We start from the raw sequence: 14,747 nt of genomic DNA, 5'->3' as shown, positions 1-14,747 counted from the left end.
TCGATCACCGTGTTCCTGGTGAACTTCACCCGGCTGTTCAGTGTTCTGCTGATCGCTCCGCTGGTCGTCGAGTACCTGCGCCAGGTCGGCTGGCGGCTGCGCCGGATCCGGTCGGACGTGCTGAGGCTGGCCCTGGTGCCGCTGGGGGTGGCCGACTACAGCCTCTACTGCCTGGTCGAGCTGGGCAGCCCGGTGCAGTTCAGCATCGCCCAGCGCCAGTGGGGCCGGCGGTACACGTTCCCGGGCGAGGCTGGCGGCGTCGGCGCTGTTCGCGCCGCTGCTGGTGTGGTGGGTGATGGCGCCGGTGCGCCGGGCGCTGCCGATCATCGCCCAGGTCGGCCCGCAGAACCTCGGCCACCGGATCCGTCCGGGCCGCGGCCGGGACGAGGTTAAGCGGCCGGGCCGGGCGCTCGACACGATGATGGACGGCATCGCGGCCGGTTACGAGGGCCAGCGCTACCTGAAGCCGGCAGACCCAAGGCTGTAACCCGCTGCATCAAGGCGGAGAAGCTCGCTTGGTGTCCGGTTGGTGAGGCGTCACCGGAGGGTGAAGGGTACGGACAGGCCCTTGGTTTCGACGACGCTGAACTGTCGCGGTTTGCCGCCAACTAGGAGTTCTCCACCGTCCAGGGAGATGTGCAGCGTGCCCTTGCCGAAGTCGTCGTCAACGGCGACGACGAAGCTGTAGTCCGCCTCCTCGTTCTCCTCGTCGGCCACGCGTTTGACGGAACCGGGTACCGGCTTGGATCCGCCAACCCGGAATGCGGTGGCGGGGTCCAGGGAGAGGGAGAGTTCACCGCTGTCGGTGACGTCCCGCTGAGTGGCGAGCTTGACTACGACCGCGAGCCATGCCTTGCCGCGCGGAGCGTAGCCGAGGCCGCCGGCCCAGGGTTTGCGCACGGCTTCCCACTGGAAAAGCGTGGTGGAATAGTTCTGGCCCTTCGCGCGGAGCCGGGCGTATCCGGGTGACCCGCTGCTGGTGCCGCCGAGGTACGAGGGGAAGTCGGCGTACACCGCGGGTGGTCCCGTGCGGCGTTTGCCCGTACGCAGGTCCAGCGACTGCAGGTGGCCTGGGTCCCCGGTCACCAGCCGCACCTCGGCGCCCTGGGGGGCGGACACCATGAGGACCGTCTCGGTGGGAAGCTTCCCGAGCGCGACGGACCTGCCGCCGATGCTCACGGTGGTGTTCACGGCGCCCAGCCCGGTCGCGACCTGGCCGTCGAGTCCTGCCTGGCTAGCTAGCCAGGCGAGGACGAATTGCTGTCCTGGAGCCGCCCGAAGTGTCATCGGTGTCGTGGTGGGCGGCTGCAGCGGTGACGCACCGGCGGGTTGCCGAAGTGCGGCGCGCCTTGCAGCGTCGAGGGGCAGCAGTGGCAGGGCTTTGACCTGGGACACCCGTACGCCGTAGTGCGGACCGATCAGATTGTTCGGCGCCTGCCCCGGGTCTGCGCCGGAGTCGTCCGGTCCGGGACCGTCCCACCAGCCCACGAATTCCGCGGGTACATCGACGGCCACGGGCGGCACGGCCGGGGCGGAGGTCTCCGGCGCTTCGTCCGGGGCGTGCGAGGTGCAGCCCTCGAGCGCAAGCAGGAGTCCGATCGCCAGCAGCCGCTTCCCTGTGTTCATGCGGTCATCATGATCGAAGGTGCTCGGCGTACACCACCCGCCCTGGAGAACCTTTCGAGACGGGACCGTGCTCTTGGGCCTGCAGGGTTGTGCTGGCGGTATGCGGCATGGCTGAACAGAGCTGACAAACGGGGAGGCGTCTTCCCTCGGGTCGTGACGCAAGTGGCCGAGGGGACGCGATGACGGAGGACACGCTCCCGTGCTCTGGGGTACCGGATTCTGCCCACAGGACCGAGGTCATGCCTCATGGGGTGGTGGTGTCGGCTGTCGAGTCGAATCCCGCATTGGCTCTCGCGGGTCTGCCGAACTGGTGTGTGCTACGGGCATTCGATTCGGCCGTGCCGGCCGCCGGTCTTGGCGGCACCGTCGATCATGATGCTTTGCACGCCGGGTAGCTCGCGCAGTGCGGGTACGGGTTCGCAGTTGAAGGTGGGGCTCTCGACGGTCATGACGATCATGGCCGGCAGCGGCATGTCCGCGGCGCGCTCGAGTGTTTCGGGATCGTCCTGGTACACGTCGGCGGCCATGGATGCGATGGCGCCGGAACCTCTGAACACCGGCCCGATGGTCGGGTTCCAGCCCTTCAGTTCTTCTTCCACGGCTGCTTGCTGATCCGCGGTGACGTCGGGGTCCAGCATGACGGTGATGGCGTAAAGGTTGTCGGGACGATTCGATTCGGTGCTGAGGGCGTAGGCGATGCCGACGCCGCCGCCGACCAGGATCACGGCGGTCGCCGCAGCGGCGGCCACTATCCAGCGACGTCGGAGGGACCGGGTCCCGGCCGAAGCTGGCGCCGAGGTTTCAGGCGACGCGGGGGCATCGGTGTCGCGTGGCGTCATGGGCGAAGTTCTACCACGAACAGTGAGTGCGGGCGTGGCCGAGTTGGCCCCGGACGTTCTCGTGACTACCGATGCGTCGGCGTGTAACGGCCCGGGCATGGAGGGCTACGGCGTCTGCCTTGCCCGGGTACCGCTGTCCCTGTCTGATCGTCGCGGGGTCCGGTCCGTGCTGAGGACCGTAGCGTCGGTCACGGTGAATCGAGTGCCAAGAAGTGGTGTGAGCGGTAGTGATTTCGCCTGTGAACTGCGGTCGATGTCCATAGTGGTCGAATTGCGTCGTAGGTTTGGTGCGGTGCGCGTTTCGTCATTGGAGTGACGTGTAGGTCCTTGCCGTGGGTGACCGGGCGCAGCGCTTTCCTGCCTGGGTGTCCGTTTTATGGTTGCTGTTTGTGATCTTGTTTTACAGGGGTTCGTCGATGCCTCTAGAGTTCGCTCGCTGCTCCACGTAACGGGGGATTCACTGTGGTGGTCGATGTGTGGGCTCATGCCTGCTCGAAGGTTCTCAAGCGTTCGACGGTATGGGTTTGCGCACCGCTGATCCTGGTCGCTGCCGTAGTCGCATCACCGGTGGCGGCGGCTGCTGTGCCGCCGGCTTTGGGGCCGCTGCGGCTGCCTGCTGCGGCGACCGCACCGGATGAGAAGTCGGCGATGAAACTCGCGGAAGAGTCCGGCGCGCGGGTTGAGGTGATGGCCGATCGCACGGAGTACGAGCAGCTGTTTGCCGAGCCGGATGGGCGGCTGACGTACGAGACGACGGCCGTGCCGCAGCGAGTCGAGCGTTCCGATGGCTCGTGGGCCGACGTGGATCTGTCGTTGGAGCACGCCGCCGACGGTACGGTGCGTCCTCGGGCTTCGGTTGCGGATGTGCGCTTCTCGGCCGATGGCAAAGGTCCCCTGGTCACCTTGGTCGATGGCAGAAAGACGCTCACGTTGAGCTGGCCAGGCGGTCCGCTGCACGCACCGAAGCTGGCCGGTACCACGGCCACCTACGCCGAGGTCATGCCGGGCGTGGACCTGATCGTGCGACCAACGGAGTTGGGCTTCTCCCACGTGTTGGCGGTCAAGTCGGCTGCTGCTGCGACGAATACGGAACTGCGGAAGATCACCTTCGAACTCGGTGGGGACGCGAAGGTTTCGCGGCTGCGGGACGGGTCGCTGCAGGCTGTGGTGGGTCGAGCCGTGCTGGCATCGGCGCCGGCGCCGGCGATGTGGGATTCACGCACCGCAGTGACAACGGCGAAGAGCTCCGCCAAGGCAGCAGCTGCGGTGCAGGGCGCCGCCGGTGATCCGTCAACCGCGGGAGCGCCCGGCGATACGGCGCGCACGGCCCCCGTGCAGACCGAGGTGACCGCCTCCGGGGACCTGGTGCTGCGCCCGGACGAGGCGTTACTCGGCGGGAATGCCACATTCCCGGTCTTCATCGACCCGGCGTGGAGCAAGGGCAAGAACCGTTGGGCGTACTCGACGAACAACAACACGAACAACAGTGATGTGTCGCGGGCACGGGTCGGCAAGGACCCGGACGGACGGATCTACCGGTCGTACTTCGAGTTCTCGACCTCGACCCTGAAGAGCAAACACATCGAGTCCGCGTACGTGCAGATGACGCTCGACCACACCTGGTCCTGCGACAACACATGGACCCACATGTACAGCTCGAACCCGATCTCGGCGACTCCGCGAACGGCCTGGAAGTCGTCGAAACCCTTCCTGCAGCACCTGTCGGCGGCGGAGTCGCACGCCAACGAGGGCAGCGGCTGCTCCGATTCGCCGCAGCCCGACATGACCGTCAACTTCACCGGCGGGAATGTCACCACGCTGCTGAGCGGAGTAGCGAGCAAGGGCGCCTCGACGGTCACGATCGCGTTCAGCGCGGGCAACGAGACCCAGGGCTACGAGAGCGCCACCGATCGGTGGAAGAAGTTCTTCCCCGGTGATGCCAAGCTCATCGCCGATATCGACGCCAAGCCCGGTGTCCCGAACTCTCTGCAGGTCAACGGTATCGCTTGTCGGAGCACGACGATCAGCATCGGCCTCACGAACCCGTACTTCTCGGCGGTCATGCCGGACGCGGACGTCAGCCAGGCGATCAAGAGCACTTGGGAGTGGTACGAGGTCTCCGGTACCACCCTGGTGAAGAAGACCTCGCCGGTGACGACCACCACGATGGCCAACACCCGGGACATGAGCAACCGGGTGGCCGGAGCCGTCGACGGCAGGACATACGCGTTCCGGGTCATGGGGACCGACTCGGCACCGTATTCGATCAACAGTTCCTTTTCCGCCTACTGCTATTTCAAGGTGGACACCTCTGATCCGGCGGTGAGCGCCACCATGCTGTCGACCCCGGCAGGGCCGGGGCAGGAGGGCACCGTCCGAATCAGCTCGCCGGCCACCGACGTCACGAAGTTCCGCTACGGATGGAACGAGGCGGTGCTGACCGAGGCCGCCGCCGGCACCATCGCGGGTGTGACCGGCAAGGCCGTGGATGTCACAGTGACCGCGCCTCGGTACGGCGAGAACGTCCTGTATCTGCAGGCCATCGATGGCACCCTCAACGAGGGTGACGGGTCGTTGACGTTCACGGTCGATCGCCCGTCACCGCCGATCGCGCGGTGGGGGCTGGAGACGTATCCGGGCACCGAAGCCGGCTCCGAGTTGACAGACGCCCAGCCCGCGCTGCCCGTCAATCCCGCGCCCTTCCAGCAGGCCGACGCCTCGCTGGAGACACCGGTCGCTGTGACGTGGACCGACAAGCAGCGTCTGATTGGCGGCCAAAATGCCACCTTCAGCGGCAACGGGTCGATGACCACCGCGACCGGAGTGGTTGACACGACGAAGAGTTTCGCGGTAGCGGCGTGGGTCCGGGTGGACGACACGAGCGGCTACCGCACGATCGTCTCGCAGGACGGCGACCAAGTGGCCAACTTCCAGTTGCAGTACCGTCCGGACGACCGCAACAGCGACGGCGTGGCCGACAAGTCGTTCTGCATCACGACGCGGGTCTCCGATGCTACGGAGGCGGCCAGTACGGTCGTCTGCGGTATCAACACCGCCGTCGCCGGCCGCTGGACTCACGTGGCCGGGGTTTACGACGCCGCGGAGAAGAAGCTGCGGCTCTGGGTGAACGGGGTGCAGAAGGCGGAGGCCAACGCGACGGCCGCGTGGGCCGGCACCGGCAAGCTGCGCATCGGTAACCGCAAGCAGTCGAGCAGCGTCTGGACCGACTACCTGGTCGGTGGTGTGGCGGACGTGCAGGTTTTCGATCGGGCACTGGTTCAGCATGACTTCACCGGTCAGCGCGCCGCCGAGCCGGGTTCGGGCGGTGTCAACGAGCCCGGTATTCTTCAGCCGGTCGAGGTAGGCCGATGGGACTTCGAGACGGCGGTGCCGTGTTACGACCCGTCCATCGCCGATACCTGCTCGGCTCCTGATGGTGCGGCCTGGAGCCGGGACGTTCGGCTGACCCAGGGTGCGGAGATCTCGAGCGGTTCACGGGGCAGCTACCTGGGCCTCGACACCCGGCAGTTGCTGTACGACGACCCGGCGGACCCGTTCTACGGCATCGCGACCCGCGAGTACGGCGTGACGCAGAAGAACGCCGCCGATGTTCCGGTACTGCGGACGGACCAGTCGTTCACCGTGTCGGCCTGGGTCCACGTGGACTCGGTGACCACGTCGATGACTGCCCTGGCGCCCAAGGGCACCAAGCAATCGGCGTTCTATCTGGGAACCCGCCAATCCACGGTGGATGGTGTTACCGCGCAGCGCTTCGAGGTCATGACCTCGACGATCGACTCGGACCTGGGCGAGACATGGGTCCACACGATCGCGCCACGCGCCCTCGACATCGACGACGAGGGCTCGTTCGCCCATCTCGCTGTGGTCTACGACGCCGGGACCAAGCAGATGCGGCTCTACGTCAACGGTGCCCTGCAGGACACGGATACCTGGGCGTCGGCCTGGCAGGCCAACGGACCCTTGATCGTGGGCGGCGCGTGGTACTCCTCGGACAACGCGGCGGGCAGGTTCACCGACCCCTGGTACGGCGGCGTCGATGACGTCCAGACGTACCAGGGCGCGCTCACCAGCGCTCAGATCGAGACACTCTATGACGAGCAGACCGCATGAGCGGCGATAGGACGATGATGAATCGCGTCAGACGACTGATCGCCGCTTCGGCAACGGGCATCCTGGTGGCGTCCACGATGATGGTCCCCGCTGCTCAGGCGAAACCGCCCCAGCCCAGTGGCCCGTTGACCGCCCAGTCCGTACCGCTCGGCGACGACGGTAAAGAGGTTCGCGGCGTAGCCCGGAAACACAAGGATGTTCCAGACCTGCGGCTTCCGCCGCCGGTCTGGCCGGCCGCGGGAACCCCGGTGGTGGCCACGCCGCACAAGAACAACGCCGCCCGCAGCACCACGACCAATGCCGCGCCGTCCGCTGTGGTGGTGGACCGCGCCAAGGTGCCGCAGCGCTGGCGAGCCGGTGTGGTGGCCCGGGTGTCCGGGGCAGCCGAGCTAACCGTGGACTATGCGAAGTTCCAGCACGCGTACGGCGGCAACTGGTCGTCGCGTCTGCGAATGTGGTCGTTGCCCGAGTGTGCGCTCACCACACCGGACAAGGAAAGTTGTGTAGCGACACCGCTGCCGTCGAAAAACGACGCGGCGAAGAAGACGGTGACAGCCTCCACTGCCGCTACATCGCTGGTGGCCGTCGCGGCTGCCTCCGCCGGTGACTCCGGTGACTTCGGGGCGACATCCTTGTCCCCGTCGTCGACCTGGTCAGCCGGCGGCTCCACGGGTGATTTCAACTGGTCGTACCCGATCAAGGTCCCGGTCGCGATGGGCGGCCCGCAGCCCGAGGTGGGCCTGTCGTACTCCTCGGCAAGCGTGGACGGCCGGTCGTCGGCGACGAACAACCAGCCGTCCTGGATCGGTGAGGGCTTCGACTACTCGCCCGGCTTCATCGAGCGCCGCTACGTACCGTGCTCGGAAGACGAGAAAGGCGGGGACAACAACCCGGAGTACACCGGCGACCTGTGCTGGCGTTCCCAGAATGCCACCATGTCGCTGGGAGGCAGCAGCGCCGAGCTGGTGTACGAGGCAGGAAAGGGCTGGCACGCCCGGTCCGAGGACGGCTCGAAGATCGAACGGCTGACCGGGGCGGCCAACGACGACAACGACGGCGAGCACTGGAAGGTTACCTCCACCGATGGCACCCAGTACTTCTTCGGACAGAACAAACTGACCGGGCAGAGCACCGACACGAACTCGGCCTGGACCGTCCCGGTCTACAGCAACCACGCCGGCGAGCCCGGACACGCCACCTCGTTCCATGACTCCCTGGTCACCCAGGCGTGGCGTTGGAACCTGGACTACGCGATCGACGTCCGCGGCAACACCACGTCATTCTGGTACAACAAGGAGACGAACCAGTACGGCGCCGAGGCTAAAGAGACGACGAACGTCTCCTACGTCCGTGGCGGCACGCTGGCACGGATCGACTACGGCACGTGGGACCGGGGGAGCGCCGATCGCTCCGTGAAGCCGCTGGCCCAAGTCATCTTTGACACCGCCGACCGGTGCTTGTCGGACTGCACCGAGCACGACGGTTCGCATTGGCCGGACACCCCGTGGGACCAGGAGTGCAAGGCCTCGGCGACCGAGTGCGACGACATGACCCCCACGTTCTGGTCGACCCAGCGCCTCAAGAAGGTCACGACCCGGGTCTGGGACACCACCAAGGCACCAGCGGACTGGCAGAACATCGACTCGTACACGTTCGAGCACTCCTTCCCGTCGCCGGGCGACGGCCAGAAGGGCGGCCTGTGGCTCAAGTCGATCGTTCATGCGGGCCATGTCGGCGGCACGGTGACGCTGCCGCCGGTGACCTTCGACCCGGTTGCGCTGCCGAACCGGGTACTGACCAAGACCAACACGACGAACAACTGGCAGCGGCTGAGCAACATTTTCACCGAGACCGGCGCGCAGATCCAGGTCGAATACTCGCTGCCGGAATGCAAGACCGGCAACCTGCCGTCGACGCCGCAGAACAACACCAAGCTCTGCTATCCGGTGATCGGGCCCGACCCGTACGACCCGGACGGGGCGGACATCACCGAGTGGTGGCACAAGTACGTCGTCACCAGGGTCTCGGAGGGCGACACCCAGCTGCAGGACGGTCACCAGGCGCCGACCGTCAACACCTTCTACGCCTACGAGGGCACCCCGGCCTGGCATTACGCCGACGACGACGGCTTGATCAACCCTAAGCGCAAGACGTGGAACCAGTTCCGCGGCTTCGCCACGGTCACCACCAAGGTCGGTAACGCGGACCAGTCACTGTCCAAGACCACCTACCTGCGGGGCATGCACGGCGACAAGGCCGCCCCGAGCGGCGGTACGCGCACTGTGACGGTCGATGCCTCGTTGGGATCCGAAACCGTCTACGACGAGGACCAGTTCGCAGGCATGGTCCGTGAGTCGGTCGTCTACAACGGCACCGAGGACAAACCCGTCAGCAAGACGGTCAGCGTCCCGTGGCGCTCCGACCCGACTGCCTCCCGCACCATCAACGGTGACACGGTCACCGCACGATACGTCGCGCCTCGCGTACAGTACTCCGCGACGGCCCTGGGTGTGAACGGTGCCCGCGGCTGGAGCACAACGAGCACGACGACGTCGTACGACGACTACGGCATGCCGACGACGATCCAAGACAACGGCGACGTCTCGACGTCCGGCGACGAGAAGTGCACGACCACGACGTACAACCGCAGCACTACGAAGCACCTACTGGCCACGGTCAAGCAGGTGACGGTCAAGGCGCTGCCCTGCGCGACCGCGCCGACCCGGGCAGACCAGATGCTTTCTGACGGCATCAGCTTCTACGACGGCGCAGACGCCTCCTCGACGGCACCGGTGTACGGAGCGCTGACCCGCGCCGACACGATGAAGAACTGGACAGCCGCCGGCGGCACCGAGTGGAAGACCACCAGCAAGGCGGCGTTCGACGAGTTCGGCCGCCAGGAGTCCTCCACCGACGACCGCGGAAACACCGTCACCACGGTGCTGACCCCGGCCAAGAGCCTGGTCACCACACGTACCGACACCAATCAGCTCGGCTGGGCGACCACCACGACGTTCAACGCCGCAGCGGGACGTCCGACCAAGGTCACCGACCCGAACGGGCGCGTGACGGAGGCCGCGTACGACGCCCTCGGCCGCACCACCCAGGTGTGGGACATCGGCTGGACCCGTTCGGGTCACGAGTCACTGCCGTCCTCGAAGTACAGCTATCACTACGACCCCGCACGGGTGGCATACCCTTACGTGAGGACCGAGATCCTCAACTCGGGCGGCACCACCGATGTTGTCTACGACATCTTCGACGCCCTCCTACGTCCCCGGCAGACCCAGGGCGAAGCCGTCGGGGGTGGCCGAGTGGTCACGGACACCATCTACGACGCGCATGGCCGTGCAGAGACGACATTCGGTGCGCACGCCGAGGAGGGTGACGCGTCGGGGACGTTGTACTCGACGCCAGAATGGTCGATTCCCAGCCAGAACCTGACCTACTTCGATCGGGCCGACCGGGCGACGGCTGTGGCCTACCGAGCCGGCGACGGCGTGGCAAACGTCGTGGAGCGCTGGCGGACCACAAACATCTACGAGGGCGACCGCACGACCGTCGTCCCGCCCAAGGGCGGCACCTCCACCACGACGGTGACCGACGCCCTCGGCCGGACCACCGAGGCCTGGCAGTACACCACACCAGGCGCTTCCTCCGGGCCCCACCTGACCACCACCTACGGCTACGACGCCAAGGACCAACTGACGTCAGTCCAGGACTCGTCACAGAACATCTGGACGATGAAGTACGACCTGTTGGGACGTCAGATCGAAAGCGTCGACCCCGACAAGGGCAAGACCACCTCGACCTACACCCAATACGACGAGATCGAGTCGACCACCGACGCGCGCAGTATGAAGCTCGTCTACACCTACGACTGGATGGGCCGCCCGACCGCGGTCTACGACACCGCCGTCACCGCAGCCAACAAGCGCACGTCGTGGACCTACGACAAGCTCTACACCGGTGTCCCGCTCAAGGGCGAGATGACCGAGTCGATCCGGTACGACAACGGCAACGCCTACAAGTGGCAGGCACGCGGCTTCACCCAGCGGTATGACATCTCCGGCGAGCAATACGTGATCCCGGCCGCAGAGAACGGATTAGCTGGCACCTACGTCTACGGATACTCCTACTCGGCCTACACAGGCGCCCCCGCAGGCATGACCTACCCGGCGACCGGCGGCCTGGTCACCGAGACCGTCACGACCCAGTTCAACGACGCCTCTGGTCTGCCCACCAGCCTCGACACCAACCTGTCGCTCGTCGGGTCGTACGTCGCTTTGCAGGACTACAGCGCGTTCGCCGAACCGACCATGACCACCCTCAAGACCGCCAGTAGCGTCTACACCCGGGAATCGGTCAGCTACGAGCACGACACCCGCCGCGTCAAAGAAGTCAAGGTCAAGCCTGAGACCTCGACCGGCACGGTGTCCAGCCGACGCTACGACTGGGAGCACAACGGCAACCTGCTCGCCATCGCGGACACCCCTGAGGTCGGCGCGTCCGACAACCAGTGCTTCGGCTACGACGTCTTGCAGAGGCTTACCTCCGCCTGGACACCTAAGAACGGCGTGGAGTGCTCAGTCGAGCCGTCGGCGGCGAATCTCGGTGGTGCCGCGCCCTACTGGACCGACTGGACGATCGACACGCTCGGCAACCGCACCAAGCAGGTCGAGCACACCAGTACAGGCGACAAGACCACCGACTACACGGTGCCGACTCCGGGTGCCGGCGTTGTTCGCCCGCACGCGGTAACCGCGACGATCACGACGCTGCCGGGACAGAGCACAACCAACACGGCAGCGTTCACCTACGACGACTCCGGCAATGCGTGGACCCGCCCGGGACAGACCTTGACCTGGGACAGCGAGGGCAAGCAAGCCACGATCGCGGAAAATGGCGTCACGACGACGTCGAACCTCTACGATCCCGACGGCGGTCGCCTGGTCCACCGCGACAAGACCGGCACCACGCTCTACCTGCCCGGCACCGAGCTGAAGGTGCCGACCGGCGGTACGGCCACCGCTACCCGCTACTACTCCTTCAGCGGCAAGACCGTGGCTACCCGGACGCCGGCGGCCCAGTCGCTGAGCTGGTTGTTCGGCGACCACCAGGGCACCCAGTCGGTCACCGTGAATGCGTCCACGCAGAAGGTCACCCTCCGCCGGCAGCAGCCCTACGGCGAGAGTCGCGGCGAGGCCGTGCAGTGGCCGACGGTCAAGGGCTTCGTCGGCGGCGACATCGACGCCAGCGGCCTGGTCAACGTCGGCGCCCGCGTCTACGACCCGGTCCTGGGCCGGTTCCTCTCGGTCGACCCGGTCCAGGACCTGATGGATCCGCAGCAGTGGAACGGCTACTCCTACGCCAACAATAATCCGATCACCCTGTCCGACCCCTCCGGCCTGCGCCCGGACTGCGGCAATGGCGGGGGCATCAGCTCCTGCAACAACGCCGTTCCGGTCGCCCCGAAGGCCAGAAAGAAGGGACGGCCGCAAGGCTGGTCCGACAACAACACCAAGAACCGGCCCGCCGGCTTCAGCAACCGGCACAGCCGGCACGGCGTCAAGGTCACCACCCGGGACGACGGCCGCCAATCCGTCAACAACATCGTGATGCCCAAGGGCGGCCCCGACCTGAACAAGCTGCTGCCGCGGATGGACGAGTACGCCCAGACCGACATGCTGGGAGACTACGGCTGCGCGGCATCCTGCGCCTGGGAGGCCTATAACTACGTCTTCCTCGCATGCGCGACAGGCTCAGAGGAATGTTCCGGCAAGTTCCTGGCCGAAGTCCAGTTTTACCGCTCCGTAGCTATGTGCCTAGAAGTGGCCTGCAGCGACGGCGCCGCCAACTACAAAGCCAAAACCGCGGCGAAGTCCGGCGCAACGCCGAAAGAACTCAAGCCCGAACCACCGCAGCGCACTTCGTGCAAGACCAACAGCTTTGCGCCAGAGACGCTCGTTCTGATGGCAGACGGCAGCACCAAGAAGATCGCTGATATCAAGGTCGGCGACGAGGTTCTCGCCACCGACCCGGAGATCGGCCGCACGGAATCCCGCGTAGTCACCGCCACATTCGTCAACGACGACCGCGAGCTCACCGACCTCACCGTGCGCACCGCAGCGGGCGACCAGGCACTGATCCGCACTACCGACGAACACCCGTTCTGGGACGAGTCTGCCTACGCATGGGTCGACGCCAGTGCGCTGACGACCGGTAATGAACTTCGTTCCGAAGACGGCTCTCCGAAGTCCGTGCTGGCGGTACGTTCGTACACAGGCACCCGCTGGATGTACAACTTCACCGTTGCGGACCTCCACACGTACTATGTGATGGCCGGGAACACCCCGGTGCTGGTCCATAACGACGAGGCTGGCGGCGCGCCTTACAGCAGGCGCGGACATTACGGTAGGACTCCAACTCGAGCTGATCGTAAGGCTTTTGGGGCCGGATCGGGGCAGGTTGTTGACCATGATCCGCCTCTTGTCAAGCGATACTACGAGGGTGATCCGAGTATCGGTGAGAAGCCGGGAATCGAGATGACAGAGGCCGAGCTTCGAGCGAGCGGAAGCGACAGATCCAGAATGGGGCTCCAGGATCGCTCGGACTCCAATCGGCAAGGCCGTGATATGCAAAAGTACTCAATGGAGATGCGCGGCGAGTTCTTCGGGGGTGAGGGTTGTGAGTTTTGATCAGTGCGCGAAGGCGCACTTCGTTGATCACTGGAAGGTCGTCCCGCGGCGGCATCAACTGAGCGCCGGCAGGTTCTCTGAATTGCCGTCCTGGTTCAGTGTGCTGGAGTTCCAACGTGAGCAGACCTGGTGCTACGCCACTAACGGCATGAGCGGCGGCGAGCCAGATGGTATCGAGGCGTTTATAGTCACGCCCGACAGAAACCTTCGGGCAGTTGAGTTCCTTTATTCGCTAACCCACTTTCACCTGACCAGTACGCGTTTGGGACTCGGACATACAGTGAACTTCGGCAAGGAGCTCTGGGACGGGTCGAGCCTGGATCATGGTTTCCTCTCGTTTCCCTATGTGGAGGCGGCCGAGTTCAGCTCATTCGAATGCGAAAGTGGGCGAACGGCCGTCGCATGGTTGATTCCTATCACGTCGGCCGAACGGGACTACAAGAAGGAGAACGGGGTCGAGGCTCTCGAAACGCTGTTTGAGAGTCATAGTCTCGACTATTTGAACCCGTCGCGCGCGAGCCTTGTATGATCCCTCGAGGACCATAGAAAATTCGTCGACACCCATGGGTGTCCCGTGGGTTGGTTCGAGGGTGGCCACAGAGGCCACTCACACCACGAATCCCCAGTTCTGAGCCCTGCCGTCCGACAACGCAATAGCCCTGGTTCCCTGGGCACGTCGAGCATGGCAGGATAGACGATCACGTGGAGCCCTCTCGAAGACTGGTTTCTGTCGCAAGGACTTGTCTATCGATGGCTCCACGCCTGTCTCCAGCACCATCCGATACGGACCGATCTGCCCGTGTCGTACCAGATCAGCTGCCATTCCTTGTTGAGATCACCTCACTGGCCTTCTGATCTCACTTCTGCTTGGCGTTGCGGTCTGGCGGGCAATGCGTCCAGCAATCAAGCAGTCAGGCTACAGTCAGCTCAAGGTCAATGATCGGCACCGATAGGGTATTGGTTTGTGTCGATCTCCGGACACAATTTCAGTATATGTCGGGTTTAAGTGGATACATAGACCCGATTTCGCGTGTAGAACGGTCATCGTGACACGTCGTTGCCTCAGCAATGCGTCTATCTGGTGTCAGAGTGGGTTGCGGCGACATTCGGCAACCGATCTGCAACTGTCGTCTATCTCAGGCAGTCGATGTCGAAGCCATGCGGTGGCCGGCGAGTGGGTCTTCCTCGCCAGGCCAGCGGTGAACCCGTTTTCCGGCCTCACGTGAGGCGAAGCACGGTCATAAGTTGGGGAGCTTTGCGGCCGATCTGGCCGTTATGACATGCTTTCAACCACCGATGATCCCGGCTGCGTCCGCCGCTTGCGTCGACATCACGTCGCTGCATCTCGAGAGTCGGCCCCGGCTGTTGCCGGCTGTCCGTGGGATGTCCGTTCGCCGTGCCGTCGTCGAGGGCGGTCAGCTCGAGACACCGTTGCCCTGGCCGGCGGGCACTG

6 protein-coding genes are annotated in these 14,747 nt (G+C 65.2%); 4 read left to right on the top strand and 2 right to left on the bottom strand.

All coding sequences use genetic code 11. From position 1 onward, the window contains the following. Positions 1 to 18 precede the first annotated feature (18 nt). Complete coding sequence (locus ACIBQZ_RS28585) at positions 19 to 393, top strand: hypothetical protein (protein WP_396091891.1); 375 nt, start codon at positions 19 to 21, stop codon at positions 391 to 393. A 144-nt stretch (positions 394 to 537) separates the two neighbouring features. Here the strand turns inward: ACIBQZ_RS28585 and ACIBQZ_RS28580 are convergent, their stop codons facing one another. Next, positions 538 to 1,626, bottom strand: coding sequence for a hypothetical protein (locus ACIBQZ_RS28580; protein ID WP_396091890.1), 1,089 nt, complete (start codon positions 1,624 to 1,626; stop codon positions 538 to 540). Between the two features lie 317 nt (positions 1,627 to 1,943). After that, positions 1,944 to 2,465 carry a permease-like cell division protein FtsX gene (locus ACIBQZ_RS28575; RefSeq protein ID WP_396091889.1) on the bottom strand — a complete coding sequence of 174 codons (522 nt, stop codon included), beginning with the start codon at positions 2,463 to 2,465 and terminating at the stop codon, positions 1,944 to 1,946. Between the two features lie 462 nt (positions 2,466 to 2,927). Between ACIBQZ_RS28575 and ACIBQZ_RS28570 the strand changes: the two genes are divergently transcribed. Genes ACIBQZ_RS28570 through ACIBQZ_RS28560 form a run of 3 tightly spaced genes read left to right on the top strand, consistent with a single transcriptional unit; the run spans position 2,928 to position 13,823 of the window. Continuing rightward, positions 2,928 to 6,596 (top strand): LamG domain-containing protein, encoded by a 3,669-nt coding sequence (locus ACIBQZ_RS28570; protein ID WP_396091888.1) that lies wholly within the window; start codon positions 2,928 to 2,930, stop codon positions 6,594 to 6,596. Further along, entirely contained in the window at positions 6,593 to 13,294 is a 6,702-nt protein-coding gene (locus tag ACIBQZ_RS28565) for a polymorphic toxin-type HINT domain-containing protein (RefSeq protein WP_396091887.1), read from the top strand. Before ACIBQZ_RS28570 ends, ACIBQZ_RS28565 begins: the two co-directional genes overlap by 4 nt. Further along, a complete protein-coding gene (locus ACIBQZ_RS28560) occupies positions 13,284 to 13,823 on the top strand; it encodes a suppressor of fused domain protein (RefSeq protein ID WP_396091886.1) in 540 nt (179 codons plus the stop codon). Before ACIBQZ_RS28565 ends, ACIBQZ_RS28560 begins: the two co-directional genes overlap by 11 nt. The last annotated feature ends 924 nt before the right edge of the window (positions 13,824 to 14,747 follow it).

Origin of the sequence: Actinoplanes sp. NPDC049599 (genome assembly GCF_044465625.1) — a bacterium.
GTDB lineage: Bacteria > Actinomycetota > Actinomycetes > Mycobacteriales > Micromonosporaceae > Actinoplanes.
This window is presented reverse-complemented; position numbering and strand designations above follow the sequence as displayed.

Coding starts and splice junctions, on each gene's coding strand:
- ACIBQZ_RS28580 (WP_396091890.1), bottom strand. CDS start 1,626: ATGAACACAGGGAAGCGGCTGCTGGCGATCGGACTCCTGCTTGCGCTC.
- ACIBQZ_RS28565 (WP_396091887.1), top strand. CDS start 6,593: ATGAGCGGCGATAGGACGATGATGAATCGCGTCAGACGACTGATCGCC.
- ACIBQZ_RS28575 (WP_396091889.1), bottom strand. CDS start 2,465: ATGACGCCACGCGACACCGATGCCCCCGCGTCGCCTGAAACCTCGGCG.